Genomic DNA, 24,216 nt, shown 5'->3' with positions numbered 1-24,216 from the left:
AATTTTGTTATGATTAAAACAGCTTATTTTAAAAAAGGATCCGGCACAATTTCTGCCGGATATATCAACTCCCGGAAAGGAGAATGGGTTTTCAAAGCAAATTCTGTTTGTATTCCATAAATTTGTTAGCTGGCCCGCGCCCGGATCGCGCCATCAACACGGTAACCAGGCGCGGGACTGGCCTTATGTTACGTCCTTCCGGCAAAATAACCCTTGATAAAGAGGGCCAGCAGCCCTAAAGCGCCCAGGATGGCTACGAAGGAAACGGCCTTACGGGCAGTTGCTGTAGCCTGCGCTTTTTTCTCTACTTCCAGCTCATAGGCCCTGCCCCCTGGCCTTTGGGCCTGCTCATCTGCCTTTTGCTGCGGCATTTCCCGGCTGGTCACCTGCTGGGGACCGGCTCCGGCCGCACCAGTATTCTGAGACACTTGCTGCTCCTGTCTGGATGGCGATCCCTCCGTCGCCTTTTCTCCTTCACCCGCACCTGTTGATGCAGCCGGTAGGACCTGTGTGGTTTCTGGTTTTTGCTCTACAGACTGCTGTACGGGTACCGGTTGAGTAACAGGCTGCTGCACAGGAGGTTCCTGTGCCCGAACCTGTTCCGCCGCCCGGCTGGGGCTCTGGTGCCTGGAACTGGGTGCCGAGACCTCGGTTTTAAGGTTCAGATCCCTTTTTGTAGCTTTGCTGAAGACCTCTTTGAACCTGTTCAGCATACTGCTGTCCAGGGTGGAATAACTGGCCACCCATTCGTTGAACTTTATGTTGGCACAGGTATGGTGACAGCAGACCACGCCATACTGGGCGGCCGTTTGCATGTAAATGTCGGCCAGTCTGGTCAACGTCTCCTGATCGGCCTGCCACATCTGCCGCCGCGCCGCCTCTAAGCTCCAGCCGATGATGGACTGCACTACAAAGGGGTCCAGCTGGCTTCTTATCTTATCATCAAAGATGAAAGTTTCGGCAACCTGCCGCCAGGCCCAATCACCAATACCCTCCAGAGTGGCATCCACGAGGAACATGTTGGCAACGTGGTCGCCAATCTCCCGGGCGCCGGCGTAACCTTCCTTAAGCATCCCCTCGATCCATTTGGGGTTCAACAACCTGCTCCGCAATTCCGTACCCACAAACTCACTTAAAGTCTGCACCCGGGCACTGCCTGTACGCGTGTTGACGATATACGACTGCACTTTCTCGCCCGAGGCCGCTTCCGCCGCCAGTTTCAGCCCGCCCAGATACTGGGCCACGTCATCGTTGTCCAGTACGCCCCACAGGGAATCCCGCACCTGGGTAACCACATCCACGCTTTTCAGGATTTCCCGGAAAACATCCCGCGCCGGCACGCCATAAGCAGTCTTGCCGTAAATGTAGGACATGCGGTTCATGTAAGTATCCACCAGATCCCCTTTGTCCTCCCAGGCGCTGGTGGCCTGGGCCAGTTCTGAGACACCCGTACCGTAGGTTCCCGGAGCGTCGCCAAAGATCCTGGCCAGCGCCAGAGCATCCGCCTCTTGTTCTGATAGACCTTGTTCCTGCAGCTTGTCCCTCAAGTCCAGGTAAACCTTGCGCACCAGGTTGCTTTCCGGGTCCTCGTTCAAAAGAGCAACCTTCCTGAAGGCCTCATCCAGCACACCCACCACATGAGAAAAGGTATCCCGGAACAGGCCGGAGATGGTCACCAGCACGTTAATCCGTGGCCTTCCCAGTTCCTCCAGGGGGATGACTTTCACCGTGCTCACCCGGCCGCTTTTATCCCATACCGGTTCAGTGCCGATTAACCGCAGGATCAGGGCCACAGTTTCTCCCTGGGTGCGCATGGTTTCGATGGCCCACAGTACCACCCCCACCGTTTCCGGATACCGTCCGTTTTCCGCGTAGAATCTTGCCACCAGTTGATCAGCAGCCTCTTTACCCGTTTTCCAGGCTGCCGCATCGGGCACCATGCGCGGGTCAAAGGAAACCAGGTTCCTGCCTGTGGGCAGGGCATCGGGTACACGCACCGGGTCCCGGCCCAGACCGGGTTCGATGAATTCACCTGAAAGAGCCCGGAGTAAATTGGTTATCTCGTTGATGGTCAAAAGCAGGCGCTCTCTGATTTCCTCCCGGCTGCCTTCTCTGGCTTCCTTATCGTAGGCCACAATGGAATCAACCATCAAATCCAGCATTTCTCCCTGGGGCGGCAGACCGAAGGTATGCAGGCCGTAGGGCATGAGCTCCGTTGCCAGCTCCTCCAGATACTCATGGAGAAGGAAAGCCACCCGGGAAAATTCAGTCGCCTGAAGATCAATGCCCAGATCCTGGTCGAGACTATTTGCCTTAACCTTTTCCATAATTTGTTCCTGCAGGCTGGCCGCCCTGGCTGTATTGCCCCCGCTTAAGGCATTCTGATATTCCACCACCAGCTGCTGCAATTCGGCCAGCTCACCGTAGAGCCCGGGCTGGATCATGGGCGGTATCAGGTGGTCGATGGTTACTGCATAACCCCGGCGCTTGGCCTGAGTTCCTTCACCGGGATTGTTCACGATGTAAGGGTAGATATCCGGCATGTTCCCAATCAAAACATCCGGCCAGTCATTTTCTCCCAGCCCCACACTCCGGCCGGGCAGCCATTCCAGCGTGCCGTGGGTACCCAGGTGAATTACCGCATCGGCACAGAACTCCTTCTGCAACCAGAGGTAAAAGGCTATATACTGGTGGGGGGGAGGCAAAGCTGGGGAATGGGCAATCTTGTCGGGATCATCCCCCCACCCCCGTACGGGCTGCGGGCCAAGGAAAATGTTACCCAGTGTGGCACCGGGAATAACCAGGTTGCCTTCGTAAACCATGATGTTACCCGGAGGTGGACCCCATTCCTTTTCCACCTGCGCCCGCAGCTCCCCGGGCAGGGTAGCGTACCATTCCAGGTATTTTTCCACAGGCAGGACTAAGGCTCCCGCCTGCACCAGTTCGGCCAGTTCTCCCGGCGCCCAGCTGCCGACATTTCTGCCCTGCCTGCGAATTAGTTCTTCTATTGCCTGGGGGCTGAGGTCGCCTTCCACCCGGTAACCATTGTCCCGCAATGCCTGCAAAATAACCGCTGCGCTGGCGATACTGTTTAAATAAGCGGCGCCGATATCATCCTTACCGGCATGGTGGTTATAGTAAACAAGGGCTATTTTTTTGTCTGCATTGCTTTTCTGCCGCAGGTTTACCCAGGCCAATGCCCGGCCTACCAGGCGGTCAATACGATCGGGAAGGGGTACTTTTTTGACTATGCGAGCCCCCGTACTTTCATCCACCCTTACCAGCGTACTGCCACCCATGAATACCGGCTCAATGCGTCCGTCCAGTTCAGGATAGGCAATTTGCCAGGCCACCTCACTGCTGATACCTGCCGGGTTGCTCTGCCAATCCTCTAAATCGCTGCTGTAAACCGGTGCCATAACCGGTACGTTTAACTGTTTAAACAACTCGATACCGGCTTCCGGCTGGCCGTAAATGAAGTTAAATCCAATCCCGGCAATGAGAAAGTCCACCTGTCTTTTGCCGCCGGGCATAAAGAAGTCCTGAAAGGCCGTTTTGCGGCTGCTGCTGTCACTGAAAACCAAAAGCGCATTGACTCCCCTGGCTTCCAGTTCCCTCTGGACGGCCAGATACATGTCGATATCACTATTTTTAAAGAAGCTATCGTAGCTAATAATGCCGACCCACGGAGCTCCCTCTTTTAAATGTCCGCTGGCTTTATACCAGGCAAGATAACCACCTGAAGTACCGAAAGTGCCCGGCGGCAGTCCCGTACCGCCTCCACCGCCGGTAGGCAGGTATACGGCATCATGCACGCTCTGATATACCTGGGTAAGGTCAAACCCGGAAAGCTCCGGCCCCCAAAGGGCATCATATACCGCCCGGTAGACTGTAGCCTGAGCATCCCCCAGATAAGCGGCCGCAACCCGGTCATAAAGGGCATTATAAACTGTATCTACGGCCAAACCGGCACTTTGCCCGTCGCTATGATATACCGCCTGGTAAACAGACTGGCGCACGGTATCATAAAGGGCCTGTAATCCCGTTTCTCCCTGCTCCGCCAGGTATACGGCTTCAGCCACAGTTCGGTACAGACCACTGGTATCCAGGGTAGAAGCCCCCCCGCACCGGTCGTACACGGCCTGGTTCACCGCCAGCCGGGCCAGTGTCCAGTTCGTACTGTTATCCGGCTGGTACACGGAAGCGTAAACGCTGTCATAAACTGCCCGGTGAACTTCATTTACCGCCAGGCCCTGAGCCGCACTATCACCCGCCGCGTATACAGCATTGCATACCGTCTGGTACAGCCCATCCACGTTGAAGGTAAGTCCCTCAGCATCAGGATGGTAGATGAACCGGACGGGCATTTTAACCGGATCTAACTGTTCTCCGGTTGTTACCTGTCCGTATCTGGAGGCCAGATACAATACCAGCCGCCGCATATTTTCCACGCCGCCATTTACAAAATATTGAGCCAGGAAAGTATTTTGACTTTCATCAATACGGGGGTATTCAGGAAAAGAACCGCTACGGGTGGAAAGCACCTCGCACTTTTCAGGCAGGTCCTGCAATAAAGGCCCAACTGTTTGAATGGTTGAGGCTCCAATCATTTCCATCAAGAATACATCTGCATCCTGCAACGATTGCTTCAGCTGCTGGATTTTTTCTTCGCTCTTCAGGTCGTTGGAGCTAAATAACTTCAGCTCAACAGGATAGTTCTGCAGCTGGCCGTAAGCATCCACCAGGGGTACCAGAAACCCCTCACTGCCCAAAAGCATGACCACCCTTGTGCGTGCATTTTCATTTGCTGCAGCCCCGGAAGCACTTATTAAGAAAACAATAATCAGGACTATCAGGCTCAGGAATAGCAAGGTCGGGTGTTTTTTCCATTTTGCTTTACCTGTGGGCATTGATCCACTGCCACCTCACTTATTGGCTATTCTTCTCAATCATGATCAACTTCCCGGTCTTCGGGTCCTGATAGACCGTACCCATCTCCTGGTAACCAAAGCCGCCCCCCTGTTCTATCCCGGGTATCTCCTTAAGCTCCTTACCCCGTTCCACGTTAATCACCCGCTGAATGCTTTGCATGAGTCGCTGTTTTTCCTCGGGCTTTACTTTGGCAAAGATAATGTTCTGCAGGTTCCAGGAAAGTACCAGGGCGACCATCAAACCGCAGCAAAAAACCAGCATCACATCAATCAGATTGGCCAGCCCGCCCAGGAGATCAACTTCTTCTGCGGACAACCGCTCCCGCCTCCGTCTCCTGAACAGCACGGCTTTCACCCCCCACCACCAGTTCCAGCAGCAACTCCAGATACCTTAAATCCTGCTCGTACCAGCGACGACGCACCCTGGAAATGAGAGCACCCACCGCTCCGGCAGCCACACCCACCACCGTAGTATCAAAAGCAATGATCACTGCTTCGGACAATCCCCGCACATCACCCTGCCCCAGAGCAGCCAGCCCGGGACCAAGGGGGATAAGAGTGCCCATCAACCCGAAAACCGGGCTGAGTTTGGCCAGTAAATCCGTTTTGTCCAGTGTTTGTTTAAACCGGAATTCTTCACGGTCCAGTATGTCCTGAGCCACCAGCCTCCTGACCTCAGGGGACAGTCCGGGTTTTGCCAAAAGATCCGATACCAGTTTTTTTTGGCGCGGATTTAAAGCACTGCTATCAAGCACCTGCTGCAGGTTACGCATCTGCCAGAGGGAAACCCCTCCCACGTCATGAATTACTTCCAGCAGGTTGACTGGCTGAATAACTTTTCTTCTCCTCATTTCAGCCACAAAACTACCCAGTTCCATGAAGGCAAAAACGAGAAAGAAGAGCAGACCCATAATATCGGGAATTAGCAGGCTCTGGGATGCGGCATGCAAAATTTTGGTTAAATATTCGGAACCAGGAATGGTCATCAATCATCACGTTCCTTTAAAAAATTGATCTGATAGCGAAAATAACCCGCCAGGCTTAAGATCACCAACCCCGCTAACACCGCCGCCAGCCAGCGGGGCGAATCAATGTTCACGGGAGTTAAGGGCATGGTCATGGCCTGGACAAAGTTGGGAATAAAAAGAGCAAAGATAAGCGTCATCAATCCGGTAAACAACAACAACGGATTAAAAATAGCTACAGGCTTATACCCGGTCAAACGGATCGCTCTTCTCATGGCAAGGCTGGTCACAATAACCAGGATAAAAAACAGCACCGCAACAAACAGTCCCAGGCGAGAAAGCCCTGTACCCACCATGGAACTGGCTACAATGACTGAAAAGGCCAGGGCAACCAGGCATAAAGGACAGGGTAAAAAACCCAGGGCATACTTAAACCGCTCCAGAGCAGGAGAAATAACAGCCCCTGGCGCCGGCTGTCCTGCAAGGAAATGACAGGAGCTGTTAGAGGCAACCGCCTTACCGGCAAATTCCCCATCTCCCCTGGAGCGAAAACTTGCTTCACGCAAGCAACCCGGGGAGGAACTCCCTGCTCCCTTTTCCTCCTGCAGCCCCAGGTAAATCAGAAATATGGCTACCAGCAAGGCTCCTGCAAAGGTGTAACGATCCAGAAAGGAAATCAGGGTTTGTTGATGTGTACCAAAGAATACAACCAGCCCGTAAAGGATACTCCCGAACAAAAAAGATGTCAGCACCAGCCCCCACCGGCTCAGCCACGAGGCACCCAGGATCAATCCTGTTTTAATACTGAGAACAAGAGTTGCCAGCAGAAGTCCACCATAAATTGACATACAGACCCCTTCCCATCTTGCCTTAATAAAAAATCCCCCATCTACCCAGATGGAGGATTAGCCCTGGCACCACAATCATGCCACGACAAATTAAACCACCCCCCGTCCGCGCAGGTTGGTCCGGTCGTTCCGGTAACGGGCAGGTCTCCTGGCTCGGGTTCACCGGAGCTCCACGTCTTCCCATCCAGCACTCAGCCATGTTATGGTTTCCTTCGCCGTAACCTTATCGTAGCAGTAACCAAATTTCTATCAAAGCAGAAAGCAATCTTACTGAGTGCTGGACAGTGACTTTGCTGTGGAGTCCCTCCCCCTCACAGTGGCGGGACCGCGCCGGATTTGCACCGGCTTCCCTTTTCACTTTCACCCCTCGGGGTAAAAGCACCCGTTCCGGTATGAAATTGTCATCAGGCAGCAGGACATTAAACCATTTGCTGCCATTTAACCGAAAATGGTACACATTAAAACGAATAACCCCGGCCTGTCAGAGACCGGGGTTTGTTTACAATGGCTATAATCCCACGTAAAAAATGGTAAGATTACCACCGGCACAAACCCCTGTTCCCTGGGAGGCTTTCCGTGCCGCGTGCCCGGGCAGGTCTCCTGACTCATGGGTCATCGCCTGCTTCCCGCCTTCCCGGACTCTCCGGTCCAGTGGCCCTGTGGAAAGCTGCTACCCATTCACAGTGGCCCCACCGTCCAGGATTTTCACCTGGTTCCCTTTTACCCCTGCCTGATTGGCAGGGGAACCCGGACACGGCTATGCGGTTAAATCCCTTTACATGAAACAGTAACACATTTCTGATAAGTTGTCCATAGTAAATTGACAATAGAAAACCATTTTTCGTTATAGGGTGCAGTCGGGGCGTGGCAGAGCGGCTTAAAAACGTTAACCTATGCAGGAATAACGGTTAACGGTGGAGAATAACATTTAACCCGCGCATTGCTTTAAGTTTCGGGGAGGGAATAAAATTGATTGATTTCTTAAGCGAAGAATTGCGTTTAATGAAAGAACATAATCTGTATCGTTCATTGTACCTTATAGACGGCCCTTCTGAACCCAAAACCATTATTAACGGTCGGGAAATGCTATTATTTTCTTCTAACAACTACCTTGGTTTAGCTACCCACCCGCGGGTAAAGGCTGCAGCAATAGCCGCCGTAAAAAGATGGGGAACCGGCAGCGGGGGCTCCCGCCTGACCACAGGTAATTTTACTTTGCACCGTCTTTTAGAAAAAAGAATTGCCCGGTTCAAAGGAACCGAAGACGCAATTGTCTTTAACACCGGGTATATGGCCAACCTGGGAGTGATATCGGCCCTCGTGGGCCGGGGCGACCTGGTTATCAGTGATCAGCTTAACCATGCCAGCATCGTTGACGGCTGCCGGATTAGCCGGGCTACGGTGAGAATATACCGTCACGGCGATATGGAAGATTTACGGCACATTCTTTCGGAAAGCACTTCCTTTCGCAGGCGCTTAATCGTTACCGATGGGGTTTTCAGCATGGATGGTGACATAGCTCCCTTACCCCAATTGTTTGAACTGGCCGAAGAGTTTCAAGCCCTCCTAATGGTAGATGACGCACATGCTACCGGAATACTGGGAGACAAGGGAGCAGGTACGGTGGAATACTTTGGTTTGGAAAAGCGGGGCATTATTCAAATGGGTACCCTGAGCAAGGCCCTGGGTAGTGAAGGAGGGTACGTGGCCGGCAGTACCAGTTTAATAGACTTCTTACGTAATCGCGCCCGCAGTTTTATCTATTCTACAGCCCTTTCCCCGCCCGTAATTGCTGCTGCCATGGCTGCTCTGGATGTACTGGGAGAAGAACCACAGCTACGCCGGCAACTTCATGCTAACGTCCAGTTTTTGTATCAAGGGTTAAAGGACATGGGTTTCGAGGTGTTACCCACCCGGTCTGCTATCATTCCCCTGATTGTTGGAGATGCCCACAAAGCCCTGGCGTTATCTGCCATCCTGGCTGAAATGGGTGTATTTGTCCCGGCCATTCGCCCGCCCTCGGTACCGGAGGGAACCAGCCGTTTAAGAATTACCCTTATGGCCACCCATACTGAAGACAATATCCAGTTTGCTTTAAATGCCTTCCAAAAGGCCGGGAAAAAACTAGGTCTGATTTAATGCTGTATACGGCCTTCACGGCCTGGCCATTGACCAGGATAATGGCAAGAACGAAAGAGCAGATAGAAAGGAGAAGTTCCTTTGAAAACCATGGTTTATAGCGTCCGCATGAGGGCCGCCCAGGGGGGACCCCACGAAAAGGGCGGGCGGCACATTTCGGGGGCAGAAAAAATTGTCCCTTTCGAACAGGTTGCCCAAACAATACAGCAGATGCTCCACCGGGCAAAAAGCCATGCCCTGGGGGAGCCTGATTTTATAAACATTAACGTGGAACGCCTGGAGCTCCAGTACATAAAATATATTACCGCCCTACCATTGCAAACGGCAAAAACAAAGGACCATGAACATGCTCTTTGGTGTGCCCGGCAATTGCTTTCTGCCAGCGGGGTACAGCCAGCAGCTATTGAAAGGGCCCTGGAGTTGCTGGCCCGGGGACCTGCACCCGGTGGTCAAAACATGCGGGGAGCAGTCATAATGGATGCAGCAAGCGGCAGACGCCTGGAACCCGACCCCTGGCGGGGAGTACGCGTTTCCCGGATGGATTACACGCCCCGGGCCGCAGCGGAATTATCGCGCCTGCTGGAATCAATGGGGCTGGAACACTTCAGGGTCAGGGAAGCCCTGGCTCTGGCCACCAAGGTAATCTACGCCGGGACGCTGGCGGAAATATGCTGTTCCGACGACCCCCATTATACCACCGGGTATGTCTCCTCCCAACGTTTTGGATACGTGCGCATACCCCATCTGAAACATGCCTCTTTTAAAGGAGGACGGGTATTCTTTATCCGTTCGCAAGAGATAAATCTCGAAGAATATATAAGCCGGTTGCAGGAAGAACCGGTGTTAATTGATCAAATCAGAATCTCAAACGGATGAAGGGTAAAAAAGTAAAATGTTGGTTGCCGGAGACGTACTGACTATTCATAATCAATTTGCTATACTATTGGCTGGAGTATGAAAGGGGGAACAGGCCATGACCTGGTCCTTAGCCCTGACCCTAGCAGAAAGATTGAGTTTGATCGCCACGGCGGCCTTCATTATTTCCCGGACGCCGGCTTTGGGACGTATATTATCCAGGCAACTTACCATCCGGGACAAGCTGTTGTTAATTGTGGTCCTGGGCGGGCTGGGCATACTGGGCACCTATGCCGCCGTGCCCATCCACGGCGCCCTGGCCAACTCCCGGGTGGTGGGGGTAATGGTGGCCGGTTTGCTGGGCGGCCCCCTGGTGGGGGCCGGGGCGGGCCTGATCGCCGGTGTACACCGCTACCTGCTGGGTGGTTTCACCGCCTTTTCCTGCGCCCTGGCCGCGGTAGCAGAAGGAACACTGGGCGGCCTGGTCCAGCATTATTACCGCCGCGGTTCCGTCCCCTGGCACGTTGCCCTGGTGGCGGGGCTGACCGGGGAAGTGTTGCAAATGGGTATTATCCTGCTCACTGCCCGGCCCTTCAGCGAGGCCTGGGCACTGGTGCAGATCATCGGCCTGCCCATGATTATAGTCAATTCCATTGGGGTGGCCATTTTCATGGTCATTGTCAAAACCGCCGCTGAGCAGAGGGAACGCATCGCCGCCTGCCAGGCGCAGCAGGCGCTGCGCATAGCCACCCAAACCCTGCCCTTTTTACGGCACGGGTTGAACCGGGAGTCAGCCGAGCAGACGGCCCGGATTATTTATAATTCCGTCAAGCTGGCCGCCGTGGCCATCACCAACGAGCGGGAAATCCTGGCCCATGTGGGCACAGGCAGCGATCATCACCACCCGGGGAATCCCATTTTGACCAGCGCTACATTGCAGACCCTGGCAACCGGGGAAGTGCAGCTGGCCCAAACCAAAGGGGAAATTGGGTGCCAGGAAAAACGATGCCGTCTGGGCTCTGCGGTGGTAGTTCCGCTTAAACGGCGGGACGTAACCATAGGCACATTAAAGCTTTATCACGACCGGGAGAGCAGCATCACCCCGGTAGACCTGGAGCTGGCCCGGGGTCTGGCCCACCTGTTCTCCACCCAGCTGGAACTGGCTGAACTGGAGTACCAGGCCCGGTTGCGTTCCCAGGCAGAACTAAAAGCGCTCCAGGCCCAGGTACACCCCCACTTCCTGTTTAACGCCTTAAATACCATTGTCTCCCTGGTACGCACCAGGCCGGACAAGGCCCGGGAACTGTTGATCAAGCTGGCCAGCTTCTTCCGGTACAGTTTGCGAAAGGATGATGCTCCCATTCCCCTGGCGGAAGAACTGGCCCATGTGGAGGCCTACCTGGCCATCGAGGGAACCCGTTTCGGCAACAAGCTACAGGTAGTCCAGCTTGTAGACCCCGCAGCTTTAACATGCCCCGTTCCCGCCTTTACCCTGCAACCGGTGGTAGAAAATGCCATTAAGCACGGCCTGCAACCCAAGAGGCAGGGCGGGAGGATAAAAATCATAGCTAAAGATCAACCTGAAGAAGTGGTAGTTACCATAGAAGATAATGGTGTGGGTATTTTCCCGAAAGAACTGGATAAAATCCTCCTGCCCGGCTACGGGCGCGGCCACGGGCTGGGCCTGTTCATTGTCAATGAACGTTTAAAGGGCCTGTACGGCCCGGAATATGCGCTGCAGGTGCACAGCATACCCGGCCAGGGTACCAAAGTGCTCTTGCGCTTTCCTAAAGAAACCAGCTCCCAGGGGGTGAAGGAAGATGCCCTTTACAGCTGTTGTGGTTGACGATGAACCCCTGGCCCGGGACGAACTTAAATACCTGTTGTCGGCATACCCGGAATGCCGGGTGGTAGGTGAAGCCGAGGACGCACAGGAAGCCCTGAAACTGGTGGCCGAACTGCAGCCTGATGTGGTTTTCCTGGACATCCAGATGCGGGGAATGTCCGGGTGTGAAGCCGCCCGGCAAATGATTTCCTCCCCGCACCCACCCCTGGTGGTCTTTGCCACGGCCTACAACGAGTATGCCGTCAGGGCCTTTGAACTGGGAGCAGTGGATTACCTTTTGAAGCCTTTTGAAGACAAACGGCTGGCCAAGACCATCAAACGAATTGAAGAACTGCACAAGCGCTCCGACGACTGGACGGAGGCTGTGGAACGGGTGGCCGACCTGTTGAACAATAAAAAGGGCCGGGTGAAAAAACTACCCGTTGAAAAGAACGGGGAAATCAAACTTCTGGATTATCAAGACATTATCTTCGGACGGGCCAGGGACGGCAGTGTACAAATCTTCACCTATAACGACCATTACAACTATACCGGTACCATGGCCGAACTCCAGGAACGATTGTATAACGAAAGTGAAGGCTTCCTCAGAACACATAAGAGTTTTCTGGTTAATCTCAACCGGGTCGAGGGTGTGCTGCCCTGGTTCAAGGGAACTTACTGGCTGGTGATGGCCGACCACAAACGGACCCAAATCCCCGTAAGCAAGAACCAGGTCAAAGAACTGAAATCCATGCTGGGCCTGGAATAGTACCGGACCACCATTACCCGAACTGTCCGAGGACAAAAAAAGCCTGCAAGTAAATATTTAGTAGAACCGTTATGACAAGGATGAGGCGCTGTCCAGAGCGAACGACTTGCGAAGCGCCGGTAACAGCACCCGGCGAACCCAGCACTTACCGGCAAAGATGCTCATTCCAGGGCAAATGCAAAAGGCAGTAGAAAATTTGGCCTTCGCAGAATGGCTTATTCAGTGAGTGCTGGGCGGCCCGAAGCAAGCCGCGGTGCTGTCGGCGCGAAGCACTGGAGTGAGCGAGGACAGCGTCTCATCCAACCAGGTTCATTGAATATTTACGCCTGCATAACTCCACCGCCGGTGGAGTTTTTCTGTTTATGGCACCATATTTCCGGTGAACCCCTTTTTTGTTCCGTTGATTGAGTTCTTGTTACCTGGTGAAAGGGAGGGCTTTATAATTTAAGCGAACCGGCCGGTTTTACAAATAAAAAAACACCGTGTTAAAAGGAGGGAACGGGACTTGCATGCGTTAACACTGGTAATTATTGCTGCGCTGGTATTTGTACTGGCCTATCGCTTTTATGGTGCCTTTATGGCGGCAAAGGTTTTAGCCCTGGATACCAATCGCCCCACCCCTGCCCAAACGCATAATGACGGCCGGGATTATGTGCCCACCAACCGCTGGGTTTTATTTGGCCACCATTTCGCTGCTATTGCCGGCGCCGGTCCCCTTATCGGTCCGGTCCTGGCCGCCCAGTTCGGCTACCTGCCCGGCTTCTTGTGGATTCTCATTGGCGCCGTGGTGGCCGGCGCAGTCCACGACATGGTCATTCTGTTTGCTTCCATTCGGCACGACGGACAATCCTTAGCCGAAATAGCCCGCCGGGAAGTGGGTAATTTCTCCTACTGGCTGGCTTCCGTAGCCATTCTGTTCCTGTTAATCATTGTACTGGCGGGTGCCAGCGTGTCTGTAGTCAACGCTCTCTTCCAGAGCCCCTGGGGTACTTTCACCGTCGGCGTAACCATACCCATAGCCCTGTTCATCGGCATCTACCTCAAGTGGCTCCGTCCCGGACGCATTGCCGAAGCAACTGTGATCGGCGTAACCCTGATCATCCTGGGGGTGGTGCTGGGACCGGTCGTCCAGCATTCCGCCCTGGCCCCGTACCTGACCTTTACCAAAAAACAGCTCTCCGTGATGATTGCCGCTTACGGCTTTTTAGCTGCGGTGCTCCCGGTGTGGCTGCTCCTGGTGCCCCGGGACTACCTGAGCACTTACATGAAGATTGGCACCATGTTATTGCTGGCGGCAGGGGTAATCATCGTCAACCCCGTTTTACAGATGCCGCCGGTAACCCAGTTTGTAGCCGGCGGGGGTCCGGTAATACCGGGTAAAGTATGGCCCTTCATGTTCATTACCATTGCCTGTGGCGCCCTGTCGGGATTCCATGCCCTTGTTTCCAGCGGCACCACACCCAAAATGGTGCGCAGCGAAGCCGACATTCTGCCCATCGGTTACGGCGCCATGTTAACGGAAGGTTTTGTGGCCCTGATGGCCCTGATCGCAGCCACCGTGCTGCCGGCCGCCGATTATTTTGCCATCAACAGCCCACCGGAGGTCTTTGCCAAGCTGGGTATGCAGGTACAGGACCTGCCCGTACTCTCCCAGCTGGTATCAGAAAACCTGGCCGGCCGCCCCGGCGGCGCCGTGTCCCTGGCCGTGGGCATGGCCGACATCTTCTCCAAAATCGGCGGCTTACGGCATCTGATGGGCTACTGGTACCACTTTGCCATCATGTTTGAAGCGCTGTTCATCCTCACTTTAATTGATGCCGGCACACGGGTCGGGCGCTACCTGATGCAGGAAATCGGCGGTGCGGTATACAAGCCGTTAAAGGACCACAACTGGTGGCCGGGCATCATCCTGACCAGCGGTATTTTCACCCTGGCCTGGGGATACCTGCTGTACGGCGGCAGCATTTCCACCATCTGGCCCCTTTTCGGTGTGAACAACCAGTTGCTGGGCAGCATGGCCCTGGCTATCGGCACCACCATGCTGATCAGGATGGGCAAGGCCCGGTATGCCTGGACCACCTTCATCCCTATGGTCTTCCTGACAGTAACCACCATTACAGCCGGATATCAAAATATTGTCATCAACTACCTGCCGAAGCATAACTACCTGCTGGCAGCCATTTCGGCAATCATGCTGATCATGGTTATCCTGATTATCGCCGATTCCGTGAGGACGTGGGTAAAGCTGCTCTCCCAAAAGGAGCAAGTTACCCACACGCTTGAAAAAGCTCCCACAGCATGACCAGGCCAATAAGTAATAGATCATGACAGGTTACTCCACATTAAAAAAGGAAAAATCCCTAAAAAGCCCGGGAAAATCCCGGGCTTTTTAGGCAGAAAAGCCTCTTTGGCGCCTGTATTTTTCAACCTACTACTCCACCGGAAAGCTTTTCCCAGGCCCTCTGGTAGATTTTGAAATCATCTTCACGGAACAGAACAAAGCGTACTTCCGTAAAGAAATTGTTTTCTAAAATAAAGTCCCGCACCGTTTTCAAGGCAATGGTCGCCGCCCGCTCGATGGGAAAACGGTAGGCACCGGTGCTGATGGAGGGAAAGGAAATGGATCTGATACCCTTTTCTCTGGCCAGGGAAAGGCTGTTATAATAGGCATTGTGCAGCAACTCGTCTTCTCCCCGGTTGCCCCCCGACCAGATGGGGCCCACGGTATGGATGACATACCGGGCTTTCAATTTGCCACCCGTGGTAATTACCGCCTGACCCGTGGGCAAGCTGCCCTGCCGGGCCACAATCTGCTTGCATTCCTCCAGGATCTGCGGCCCACCGGCCCGGTGAATGGCCCCGTCCACACCACCACCGCCCATCAGGCTGGAATTGGCCGCATTAACAATGGCTTCGGTATCCTGCTGGGTGATATCCCCCACCATCAAGCGCAGCAAGGTTGAACCCAAACGCACCTCCATGAAAAATCCCTCCCGGAACCAGAAAACTTTGCCCAAATAATTCGCGTTCGGGCAAAGTTTTCCTCTCTTTTTCGCGTTCTATTTTAACCTGAAAACACCTGTTTTAGTGCCTCGACAAAATAGCCATCCAGTTAGTCAAAAATTGCCCGGCCACCTGCCGGTACTCCTCCCAGACAGTCGCGGTCTCCTGCACCAGGCGGCCGGCGGCACCGGGACCGCCGTATTCTTCCAACTCATCGGCATAAGCTTCGGCCCAGGTATTAATTATCTCCGGGTTCACCTCCAGATGAAACTGCAGGGCAAAGATATGCCGCCCTAAAGAAAAGGCCTGGTTAACACAATCCTCGCTGGCAGCCAGGTGGGAAACCCCGGAAGGCAGGGCAAAGGTGTCGCCGTGCCACTGGAAGACAAAAAATTCTTCCGGCAAACCGGCAAACAGGGGCGACTTCAAACCGTCGGCGGTAAGCCGGAGTTTATACCAGCCGATCTCCGGAACCGGGTTGCGGACAACAGGTGCACCCAGGGCCTTGGCAATCAGCTGACCGCCAAGACAGATACCCAGCACGGGTAAACTTTTTTGGATTGCTTCTTTAATCAGTTGATCAACTTGCCTTAAATACGGGTAGGACTCCTCTTCATAGACGTTCATCGGGCCGCCCAGGATTACCAGGGCGCCATAGTCATCTAAAGAGGCGGGCAAGTGTGCCCCCGGTTGATCCATCACCCGTATATCAAGCTGCCAGCCCTCCTTCTCCATGGCCGGCTGCAAAAGACCCGGCCCTTCAATGGTCACATTTTGTACTACCAGCGCTCGCAAGTCATAAACCTCCAGTCCGCTTTTTGAATTATTTTTAGCCTAAAGTCCCCTGAAATAGCAGCTATTTTTTAGTGACGGTCAAAGCCTTCCAGCCGTATTTACTTCCCATATTACCATGACCGCACGTACCGGGCAAGCCTTACCCGGACCGGATACAACGATCTTGACATCCGCTAATTACCTGTGCTAAGCTGACCTTGGCAACTGAAAGCTGAGTTTGAGCTGAGCAGGGAAGAGCCAGGGGGAGCTTGAGACGACTCGGAGATTCTGGGGTGAGGACCAGCCAGGGGCTGGTTTTTTGTTTTTTAAGAAGGCACACTGTGCGTATGATTTTGAGGTTTTTCTTCAGTATACTGGAGGGTGGCAAATTGATTGTAGTAATCGATAACTACGACTCCTTTGTGTACAACCTGGTCCAGTACCTGCAGGAACTGGGGCAAGAGGTACGGGTATTCCGTAACGACCGGGTGACCCTGGAGGAAATGGAAGATCTTTTTCCAAGCCACATTGTGATTTCCCCCGGTCCCTGCACACCAGATGAAGCAGGAATATCCCTGGAAGCAATCAAACACTTTACCGGACGCATCCCCATCCTGGGCGTATGCCTGGGCCACCAGGCCATCGGTCAGGCCTTTGGGGGCCGGGTAGTAAGGGCAGGCCGGCCCATGCACGGTAAGACTTCCCTGGTCTACCATGACGGCACGGGTATTTACCGCGGGTTACCCAATCCCTTTGCCGCTGCCCGGTACCACTCCCTGCTGGTGGAAAGAGAAACCCTCCCGGATTGCCTGACCATTACCGCCCAAACCGGTCAGGGGGAAATCATGGGTTTGAGGCACCGGGAATATCCGGTGGAGGGGGTACAGTTTCACCCGGAATCCATTTTAACGATGGTAGGGAAAAAACTGCTGGCAAATTTCCTGACCCTGGCCTGAATCCCAATGAAAGGGCGGATCGATTATGCCGGTGTGTTTACCTCTAATAAAAAAAATACCGGTAACAGCAGACGTATTGGCCCTCTTCGAAGGGCTATCCTCCCGCCCCTACAGCTTTTTGCTGGACAGCGGGTTGATCGTCCAGGGACTGGGCCGGTACTCCCTGATGGGAGCAGATCCCTTTCTGGTGTTGCGCTCCCGGGGAAAACGCTTATGGCTGGAACGGGAAGGAGAAACCACTCCTTTAGCCGGCCACCCTCTGGAAAAGCTCAAAGATTTACTGGCCCATTATCGCCTGCCCCCGGGCAGCTGTCCCCTTCCTTTCGGCGGCGGCGCGGTGGGATACTTCAGCTACGACCTGGGGCGGGTACTGGAAAAAATGCCTTCCCTGGCCGTGGACGATTTACAAACCCCCGACCTCTGCCTGGGGTTTTACGACGTGGTCACGGTGGTAGACCGGGTTACGGGAGAAGTATGGGTGGTTTCCACGGGTTTTCCGGAAACCGGTCCCGCAGCTGCCGCACGGCGGGCGCGGCAAAGGCTGGCTGAAACCTGCAGTTTGCTGGCCAGCGGGCTGCAACGGCAACAAATGGTAACCGTTCCCGTAGAAACAAGCCGGAGACCGTGGTCACATACCGGCGACACGGGTATACCGCGGGTAAACAGCTCTCACCATGGAAGCCATCCCGGGAAACGAAACGCGCCCGCCCTTTTTGCCCATTTTGACGAAATCAGCTACTGCCGGGCGGTGCAGCGGGCCAAAGAGTACATTGCCGCCGGGGATATCTTTCAGGTCAACCTGTCCCAGCGCTTTTCCCTGCCCCGGGTGGTGGAGCCCTGGCCCCTGTACCGGCGCCTGCGGGCCATCAATGCCGCCCCCATGGCGGCCTACCTGAACTTTGGAGAATTCCAGGTGGTCTGCTCTTCACCGGAACGCTTTTTAAAAGTAACCGGCCGCCACGTGGAAACGCGGCCCATTAAAGGAACCCGCCCCCGGGGAAAAGACCCGGCCAGCGATATGCGGTTCAGGGAGGAGTTGTGGAACAGTGAAAAAGACCGGGCCGAACTGGTGATGATTGTGGATATGGAGCGCAACGACCTGGGACGGGTCTGCCGGACGGGATCGGTGCGGGTGCCGGAACTTTACCGGCTGGAGGAGTACGCCACCGTATTTCATCTGGTTTCCACAGTGGAAGGGGAACTGGCCCCGGATAAAGATGTGGTGGACCTGCTGGCGGCGGCCTTTCCCGGCGGCTCCATCAGCGGGGCGCCAAAGATCCGGGCCATGGAAATCATTGAGGAACTGGAACCGGTACGCCGGGGTATTTACACCGGCTCCATCGGCTACATCGGCTTTGACGGTAACGCCGATTTAAATATAGTGATCCGCACGATGATATTTAAAGGGGGACAAATCTATTTCCAGGTTGGCGGTGGCATTACCATTGATTCAGATCCTTACATGGAGTACGTAGAAACGCTGGACAAGGCCCGGGCACTGGTACGGGCGCTGGGTCTGGATGACCGGCAGGCTTTCGCTTCCCTGGCCGTCAGGCCGGTGGTGCATGAGGATCATCGTTCAACCCGGTGATAGAATATCAGTGAATGTTCTGCAAAACCGTAATGACGAGGATGCGGTGAGGTGACTAGATAATTGAACACCGTGATATGTATAAACGGCCAGTTTCTACCGGCAAGCCGCGCTCAAATTCCCGCACTGGATCAGGGATTCCTTTATGGCTACGGCCTTTTTGAGACCATTCTGGTACGTAGGGGTCAACCCGTGTTGCTGGAAGCACACCTGAAACGGCTGGAGAAGGGATGCACAGCCCTGGGGATGACCCTGCCCTTGTTACTGACTGAGTTGGGCAGTCTGGTACATCAAACAATAAAACTAAACAATACCATTGACGGCGCCCTGCGTTTAACCCTTTCCGCCGGAACGGCCCCGGGCGAAGCCGCCGGTAACCTGGTCATCTCCACCCGCCCCCTGCCTTACAGCACCCTGGACTATCAGAAGGGGTTTCGGGCCGGCTGGTCATCTTTCCGGCGTAATGAACAATCTCCTCTAGTAAAATTCAAAACTTTAAACTACCTGGAAAATGTGCTGGCCAAAAAGGAAGCCCGGGAAAGAGGGTGGGATGAGGCACTTTTTTTGAACACCGCCGGCTATGTGGCAGAAGGAGCAGTGAGCAATATCTTTCTGGTAAAAAACAGCCAGGTGATTACTCCCTCTCCGGATCAGGGGTTGCTGCCCGGCATCATGAGGCAGGTGGTGCTGGAAACCTGCCGCCGGCTGGGCATTGCGGCACAGGAGCGGCCGGTTTCCCCGCACGAACTGCTCGATGCCGACGAATGTTTCCTGACCAATTCTTTAATGATGGTAATGCCCCTGGTAAAAATTTATGACCGCCCCATCGGAAGCGGACAACCAGGAGTCATAACCGAAGAGATAAAAACGGTGGTAAGCGACCACATATCATAGTCCGGGAGTGGATGTAGGGAAAGGCCGGATAAACGGTAAGTGACCATAAACATAGCATAGGCCACTTACCCCGGCGGTACTCATCGCAGTAAATATTCAGTAAAACCGTTATGACAAGGATGCGGCGCTGTCCGGAGCGAACGACTTGCGAAGCGCCGGTAACAGCACCCCGGGTTCACTGAATATTTACTCATCGCGGGGCAACCTGGCCCCAGTTCTGGGTATCATAATAATTGAAGCCACCCGACAGGGTGGCTTTTGTGAGCATTTTATTCACTATTCTACCGCCACAAGATTGCCTTCCCGGTAGTAATTTACTTTAGCTTTCAAACCTTCCCCGATAAAGCGCAGAGGTACCAGTGTCCGTCCGTCAACAACTCTGGCGGGAACCTCCAGCATAACCGGGTTTCCGTCAACCAATGCCTTCCCGCTGCCCACTACCAGTTTAACGGTGGAATTGTTGAGTTGAATGTTAATAGTGTTGTCCTTGTAATCAACGGCGGCACCGAGGCTCTCTGCCAGTACCCGGAGCGGCACCAGGACGCGGCCATTTTCAATAACGGGGGCCACATCAAACACGGGCATGTTTCCTTTTATATACACTTTTACCTTATTATTATCTTTTACTTTAGCAAAAACCTTATTTAAGATAGAATAGATTTCATCGTCACCCGGGTTGTTCCTGAGGGCCTGCTCCAACAGCGAACGGGCATCCTCCATTTTTCCGGCCTTAATGAGCATCTCGCCCAGGTGCTTATAACCTTGTGCCCTGGTAAGGCTATCGGCGGACACATCCTCTTCCAGCGCCTCTTTCAATTCCCCGGCTACGATGAGGATCTCATTCTGGTCGTTCCAATCCTTAAGGTACTGCTTTGCTTCATAAACCGCCTGGGCAACGCTTCTCCCTTCCAAAATGGCCTGCAGAGCGGCCCGGGCCACCGGGTTTTTCACATGCTGCAGGGCGTTTTCTACACCCTTATAAACGTGTTCTGTCACGCTCTTCTTTTTTTCCTGCTTTTTTAGCCTGTTTTTCTCCTGTTCCGGTTCTTTCTCCTTTTCATTCATTTCCTGTTCCTCAACCGTGGCCCCTTCATTCATGTTCCTTTCATGTTCTTGCTCCATGTTCCGTTCAGCGTGTCCTCTGGCCTGGCCGGTCTGACCCCAACCTTTTGGTGCAGCCCACGCACCGGCCGCCAGGGAAAAGATCAGTACGGTAACCAGCCCCAGGGAGAAAAACTTTTTCAACCTCTTCATGAACCACCCTCCATTCTTTTGTTTTTTGCTTCCGTACATTTTATACGATTGGCCAGTCAGTTTTAAGGGGTGAACCAACCTTTTTTCCCGATTATTGCTGATTTCAACAGGCGCTTGAGAATCTTATCACCATACTTGAAGAACAAAACACTTTAAATAATAAGTTTCGGGGGAAGCCAGAAGCATGGGGTGGTCTTTGGCCTGGCGGCGCATTTCCACCAGGCGCAACTGCCGCCCTACATCCCGGGCAGCATCCAGCAATACTTCCAGGAAGAGCTCTTCGGTCATATGGTAAGAACAGGAGCAGGTAACCAGAAAACCACCTGCAGGCAGAAGCTTCATCGCGCGCAAGTTGATCTCCTTGTAGCCCCGGATGGCCCCCTCCAGCGCTTCCCTGGACTTGGTAAAGGCCGGCGGATCGAGAATAATCAAGTCAAACCGTTCCCCGGCCCGGTCCATGGCCCGCAGTTCATCAAAGGCGTTACCCTCCCGGAAGGTGCAAACCTGCCCGAACCCGTTTCGGGCCGCGTTTTTCCGGGCCATCTCCAGGGCGTCGCCCGCCACATCAATACCCAGCACCTCTCTGGCGCCGAAACGGGCGGCATAAACGGAAAAAGTGCCGGTGTGGCAAAAACAATCCAGCACCCGGGCTCCCCCGGCCAGCCCCTCCAGGGCCAGCCGGTTTTCCCGCTGATCTAAAAAATAACCCGTTTTCTGCCCCCCGGCCAGGTCCACTAAAAAGCGCAACCCATTTTCTTCTATCTCCACTAATGGGTTAAAGGGACCCTTAAGAAAGCCCGTTACCAGGGGCAGCCCCTCCAGTTCCCGCACCGGCACGTCGTTTCTTTCGTAAATACCGGCGGGATTTAATAGTTCATCCAGAAGCTCTACAATCGTATCTTTGTGCACGTCTATTCCCAGGGCCAGGGTCTGCACGGACAGGTAATCGCCAAACCGGTCCACGATCAGCGCGGGCAGAAAATCGGCCTCGGCAAAAACCAGGCGACAGGCATTGGTATGCCGCACCACCCGGCGGCGGTATTCCAGAGCCGCCATTAAGCGCCGGCGAAAAAACTCCCGGTCAACCTTTTCCCCCTGCTCGCGGGTGAAGAGGCGCACCAGGATCTGGGAGGAGGGGTTAATATAGCCCCGCCCCACAAACCGCCCCCGGTGATCCACCACTTCCACCACATCGCCGGGGTTAAAATGACCGTGAATATCTTCCACTTCGGTGCGGTAAACCCAGGGATGTCCGTTTAAGACCCGGTGATGCCGGCCCCGGGTCAGTTTAACTACTGCCATACAGTCACCTTCACCTGCTCCGTAATTTAAAGACCTGTCCCCACCAGCCTCTGGGAACGTTTCTGCACTTCATGGTATACCTCTTCCTCGTCCATGGTCAGCACCTGTCTTTTCTCCATGACCACCCGGCCGTCTATGATGACCGTTTCCACATCCGCCGACCGGGCTGCGTAAACCAGGTGGGCCACCAGGTCATGCCGCGGGTAGAAATGGGGTTGGTCAAGATTAATTAAAATAATATCCGCTTTATAACCGGGTTTAAGCAGGCCCACATCATGAAGTCCCAGTACCCGGGCACCGTTTGCCGTGGCCATGGACAGGGCATCAAAGGCAGCCAGGGCCGTGGGATCCATGGTGGCCACCTTCTGGAGCAGCGCCGCAGAACGCATCTCTTCCATCATATCCAGGTTATTGTTGCTGGCCGCCCCGTCGGTGCCCAGGCCCACCAGCGCTCCGGCAGCCAGCAAACGGGTTACCGGGGCAATACCGCTGGCCAGTTTCATATTGCTTTCAGGGTTATGGGCTACACCTACCTTCTTTTCGGCCAGAATACGGATGTCGTTTTCATCGAGATGGACGCAATGGGCGGCCAGCACTTGAAACTCAAACAGGCCCACCTCATCCATGAGCACAACAGGTGTTTTGCCGTATTTCTGACGTATTTCCTCGATCTCAGCCCGGGTTTCCGCAATGTGGATGTGGATTCCCACCTTCAAATCGGCAGCAACTTCCATAACCCGGTGCAAAAAATCGGGCGGGCAGGTATAGGGTGCATGGGGTCCCAGCATGGTAGTAATGCGCCCGCCGGCCTGGCCATGCCAGTCACGGATAAAACGGCGGCTGTAGTCCAGGGCCTCCCCCGCCCCAGGGGAAAGCCCAATCATCCCCCGGGACAGGCTGGCCCTCAACCCTGCCTTTTCCACAGCCCGGGCTGCCTCGTCCATATGGAAGTACATATCGGCAAAGGTAGTGGTCCCGGACCGCATCATTTCCAGGCAGCACAGCATGGTACCCCAGTAAATATCCTCGGGCTCCAGCCGCTCTTCCACAGGCCAGATTTTCTCCTGCAGCCACTGCATTAAGGGCAGGTCGTCGGCATAACCGCGAAATAAAGTCATGGCCGCATGGGTATGGCAGTTCACAAAACCCGGCATGGCCAGCATACCCCGGGCGTCGATCACCCGCTCAAAGGTGCGCTCCGGGGAAACGCTCCCGGCCGGACCCACATGGGTTATATACTGCCCCTCAACAATTATTTCCCCGTCTGGCAGCAGAGACTCAGGCTTTTCCATGGTCAGCACGGCAGCTCCGCGGATCAACATACCCATTATTAACTCCTCCAAACCCCAAAAACTTTTCCAAACTTTCGCGGGCAGAACTTGATACCGTCCCGGCAGGCCAGTCATACTTTACCGGTCGTTCACGGCGTAATTCCGTATGGCGGCCTGGCTGTAACTGTTCAGGTAAGAATCCCTCAATGCCTGCACCTCGTCCGGCGGTAAGATGGCGGGCTTTCCTACCAGGTCGGCCCAGACATAAACTTTGGCCGATTTCTCCACTATCTGGCAGACCATAAATGCTTCTTCCAGGTTGCGCCCGACTCCGATAACGCCGTGGTTGGCCAGGAGCACCGCCCCCCGGTTTCCTAAAGCCTCCACCGCCGCCCGGGCCAGTTCCTCGGTACCCGCCCGGGCATAGCTGGCCACGGGCACACCATCGCCTACCGTCTGGGCCAGGTCCTCCAAAATAGGAGGGATGGGCTTGCGGGCCACGGCCAGGGCGCTGGCAAAAACACTGTGGGTGTGCATCACGGCATAGACGTCGGGACGGGCGCGGTAAATGGCCAGATGCAGCTGGAATTCCGTGGAGGGGCAACGTTCTCCCTCCACCACCTGGCCGTTCATATCCATAACCACCATATCCCGGACCTGCAGGGTGGTATAGGGCAAGCCGCTGGGCGTGATCACCACCAGATCTTCCCTGGGCACCCGGGCGGAAAGATTGCCCCAGGTGCCCGTCACCAGCCCGCTGGTGGCCATGCGCAGGCCCATCTTGTATACCTGTTCTTTATACTTTTCCGCTGCCACCGTCATGAAAAACCGATTCCTCC

Annotated in this window: 18 protein-coding genes and 2 riboswitches; of the genes, 8 read left to right on the top strand and 10 right to left on the bottom strand. The window is 54.5% G+C overall.

Features of this window, described 5'->3' with window-relative positions; all coding sequences use genetic code 11:
* Nucleotides 1-188: 188 nt before the first annotated feature.
* From D7024_RS06065 to D7024_RS06050, 4 genes are read right to left on the bottom strand one after another with little or no spacing between them, the layout of a single operon-like run.
* Entirely contained in the window at nucleotides 189-4,910 is a 4,722-nt protein-coding gene (locus D7024_RS06065) for a cobaltochelatase subunit CobN (protein WP_121450989.1), read from the bottom strand.
* A 19-nt stretch (nucleotides 4,911-4,929) separates the two neighbouring features.
* Nucleotides 4,930-5,247, bottom strand: a complete 318-nt coding sequence (locus D7024_RS06060; RefSeq protein ID WP_243113710.1) for a DUF2149 domain-containing protein — start codon at nucleotides 5,245-5,247, stop codon at nucleotides 4,930-4,932.
* Complete coding sequence (locus tag D7024_RS06055) at nucleotides 5,228-5,917, bottom strand: MotA/TolQ/ExbB proton channel family protein (RefSeq protein WP_121450987.1); 690 nt, start codon at nucleotides 5,915-5,917, stop codon at nucleotides 5,228-5,230. The genes D7024_RS06060 and D7024_RS06055 overlap by 20 nt, the downstream gene beginning before the upstream one ends.
* Nucleotides 5,917-6,744 (bottom strand): DUF2162 domain-containing protein, encoded by an 828-nt coding sequence (locus tag D7024_RS06050; protein ID WP_121450986.1) that lies wholly within the window; start codon nucleotides 6,742-6,744, stop codon nucleotides 5,917-5,919. Before D7024_RS06050 ends, D7024_RS06055 begins: the two co-directional genes overlap by 1 nt.
* A gap of 121 nt (nucleotides 6,745-6,865) precedes the next feature.
* A riboswitch (cobalamin riboswitch) is annotated at nucleotides 6,866-7,145 on the bottom strand.
* A gap of 172 nt (nucleotides 7,146-7,317) precedes the next feature.
* A riboswitch (cobalamin riboswitch) is annotated at nucleotides 7,318-7,510 on the bottom strand.
* 203 nt (nucleotides 7,511-7,713) lie between these two features.
* Here D7024_RS06050 and bioF point away from each other — a divergent pair.
* From bioF to D7024_RS06020, 5 genes are all read left to right on the top strand, one after another.
* Entirely contained in the window at nucleotides 7,714-8,883 is a 1,170-nt protein-coding gene (bioF, locus tag D7024_RS06045) for an 8-amino-7-oxononanoate synthase (protein ID WP_121450985.1), read from the top strand.
* Between the two features lie 90 nt (nucleotides 8,884-8,973).
* Nucleotides 8,974-9,759, top strand: coding sequence for a 6-carboxyhexanoate--CoA ligase (locus D7024_RS06040; RefSeq protein ID WP_243113831.1), 786 nt, complete (start codon nucleotides 8,974-8,976; stop codon nucleotides 9,757-9,759).
* Between the two features lie 97 nt (nucleotides 9,760-9,856).
* Nucleotides 9,857-11,584, top strand: a complete 1,728-nt coding sequence (locus D7024_RS06035) for a sensor histidine kinase (protein WP_121450983.1) — start codon at nucleotides 9,857-9,859, stop codon at nucleotides 11,582-11,584.
* Nucleotides 11,559-12,332 carry a LytR/AlgR family response regulator transcription factor gene (locus D7024_RS06030; protein WP_121450982.1) on the top strand — a complete coding sequence of 258 codons (774 nt, stop codon included), beginning with the start codon at nucleotides 11,559-11,561 and terminating at the stop codon, nucleotides 12,330-12,332. Before D7024_RS06035 ends, D7024_RS06030 begins: the two co-directional genes overlap by 26 nt.
* A 505-nt stretch (nucleotides 12,333-12,837) precedes the next feature.
* Nucleotides 12,838-14,634, top strand: a complete 1,797-nt coding sequence (locus D7024_RS06020) for a carbon starvation CstA family protein (protein WP_121450980.1) — start codon at nucleotides 12,838-12,840, stop codon at nucleotides 14,632-14,634.
* A gap of 121 nt (nucleotides 14,635-14,755) precedes the next feature.
* On the opposite strand, the gene D7024_RS06015 is transcribed toward D7024_RS06020, so the two are convergent.
* Nucleotides 14,756-15,313: an O-acetyl-ADP-ribose deacetylase gene (locus D7024_RS06015; protein WP_121450979.1), complete on the bottom strand. Its 558-nt coding sequence runs from the start codon at nucleotides 15,311-15,313 to the stop codon at nucleotides 14,756-14,758.
* A gap of 103 nt (nucleotides 15,314-15,416) precedes the next feature.
* Nucleotides 15,417-16,130, bottom strand: a complete 714-nt coding sequence (locus D7024_RS06010) for a type 1 glutamine amidotransferase (protein ID WP_121450978.1) — start codon at nucleotides 16,128-16,130, stop codon at nucleotides 15,417-15,419.
* A gap of 368 nt (nucleotides 16,131-16,498) precedes the next feature.
* Between D7024_RS06010 and D7024_RS06005 the strand changes: the two genes are divergently transcribed.
* The 3 genes from D7024_RS06005 to D7024_RS05995 all read left to right on the top strand — a co-directional run bounded on the left by D7024_RS06005 (nucleotide 16,499) and on the right by D7024_RS05995 (nucleotide 19,550).
* Nucleotides 16,499-17,065: an anthranilate synthase component II gene (locus D7024_RS06005; RefSeq protein WP_121452484.1), complete on the top strand. Its 567-nt coding sequence runs from the start codon at nucleotides 16,499-16,501 to the stop codon at nucleotides 17,063-17,065.
* A 25-nt stretch (nucleotides 17,066-17,090) separates the two neighbouring features.
* Nucleotides 17,091-18,656 (top strand): aminodeoxychorismate synthase component I, encoded by a 1,566-nt coding sequence (gene pabB, locus D7024_RS06000; RefSeq protein ID WP_121450977.1) that lies wholly within the window; start codon nucleotides 17,091-17,093, stop codon nucleotides 18,654-18,656.
* Between the two features lie 72 nt (nucleotides 18,657-18,728).
* Nucleotides 18,729-19,550, top strand: a complete 822-nt coding sequence (locus tag D7024_RS05995; protein WP_243113830.1) for an aminotransferase class IV — start codon at nucleotides 18,729-18,731, stop codon at nucleotides 19,548-19,550.
* A 276-nt stretch (nucleotides 19,551-19,826) separates the two neighbouring features.
* Here the strand turns inward: D7024_RS05995 and D7024_RS05990 are convergent, their stop codons facing one another.
* The 4 genes from D7024_RS05990 to D7024_RS05975 all read right to left on the bottom strand — a co-directional run bounded on the left by D7024_RS05990 (nucleotide 19,827) and on the right by D7024_RS05975 (nucleotide 24,199).
* Entirely contained in the window at nucleotides 19,827-20,804 is a 978-nt protein-coding gene (locus D7024_RS05990; RefSeq protein WP_165859291.1) for a copper amine oxidase N-terminal domain-containing protein, read from the bottom strand.
* 126 nt (nucleotides 20,805-20,930) lie between these two features.
* A complete protein-coding gene (locus D7024_RS05985) occupies nucleotides 20,931-22,106 on the bottom strand; it encodes a class I SAM-dependent rRNA methyltransferase (RefSeq protein WP_121450974.1) in 1,176 nt (391 codons plus the stop codon).
* A 26-nt stretch (nucleotides 22,107-22,132) separates the two neighbouring features.
* The gene (locus tag D7024_RS05980; protein ID WP_435374056.1) at nucleotides 22,133-23,434 is read right to left on the bottom strand and encodes an amidohydrolase; all 1,302 of its coding nucleotides are present in this window, start codon (nucleotides 23,432-23,434) and stop codon (nucleotides 22,133-22,135) included.
* A gap of 81 nt (nucleotides 23,435-23,515) precedes the next feature.
* On the bottom strand, nucleotides 23,516-24,199 hold the full coding sequence (locus D7024_RS05975; RefSeq protein WP_121450973.1) for a class II aldolase/adducin family protein: 684 nt from the start codon (nucleotides 24,197-24,199) through the stop codon (nucleotides 23,516-23,518).
* Between the last annotated feature and the right edge of the window lie 17 nt (nucleotides 24,200-24,216).

Origin of the sequence: Desulfofundulus salinus (genome assembly GCF_003627965.1) — a bacterium.
Taxonomy (GTDB): Bacteria; Bacillota; Desulfotomaculia; order Desulfotomaculales; family Desulfovirgulaceae; genus Desulfofundulus; species Desulfofundulus salinus.
The sequence above is the reverse complement of the archived record's forward strand: the minus strand, read 5'-3'. Positions and strand labels throughout refer to the sequence as shown.

Coding starts and splice junctions, on each gene's coding strand:
- D7024_RS06065 (WP_121450989.1), bottom strand. CDS start 4,910: ATGCCCACAGGTAAAGCAAAATGGAAAAAACACCCGACCTTGCTATTC.
- D7024_RS06055 (WP_121450987.1), bottom strand. CDS start 5,917: ATGACCATTCCTGGTTCCGAATATTTAACCAAAATTTTGCATGCCGCA.
- D7024_RS06050 (WP_121450986.1), bottom strand. CDS start 6,744: ATGTCAATTTATGGTGGACTTCTGCTGGCAACTCTTGTTCTCAGTATT.
- D7024_RS06040 (WP_243113831.1), top strand. CDS start 8,974: ATGGTTTATAGCGTCCGCATGAGGGCCGCCCAGGGGGGACCCCACGAA.
- D7024_RS06035 (WP_121450983.1), top strand. CDS start 9,857: ATGACCTGGTCCTTAGCCCTGACCCTAGCAGAAAGATTGAGTTTGATC.
- D7024_RS06030 (WP_121450982.1), top strand. CDS start 11,559: ATGCCCTTTACAGCTGTTGTGGTTGACGATGAACCCCTGGCCCGGGAC.
- D7024_RS06015 (WP_121450979.1), bottom strand. CDS start 15,313: ATGGAGGTGCGTTTGGGTTCAACCTTGCTGCGCTTGATGGTGGGGGAT.
- pabB (WP_121450977.1), top strand. CDS start 17,091: ATGCCGGTGTGTTTACCTCTAATAAAAAAAATACCGGTAACAGCAGAC.
- D7024_RS05990 (WP_165859291.1), bottom strand. CDS start 20,804: ATGAAGAGGTTGAAAAAGTTTTTCTCCCTGGGGCTGGTTACCGTACTG.
- D7024_RS05985 (WP_121450974.1), bottom strand. CDS start 22,106: ATGGCAGTAGTTAAACTGACCCGGGGCCGGCATCACCGGGTCTTAAAC.
- D7024_RS05980 (WP_435374056.1), bottom strand. CDS start 23,434: ATGGGTATGTTGATCCGCGGAGCTGCCGTGCTGACCATGGAAAAGCCT.
- D7024_RS05975 (WP_121450973.1), bottom strand. CDS start 24,199: ATGACGGTGGCAGCGGAAAAGTATAAAGAACAGGTATACAAGATGGGC.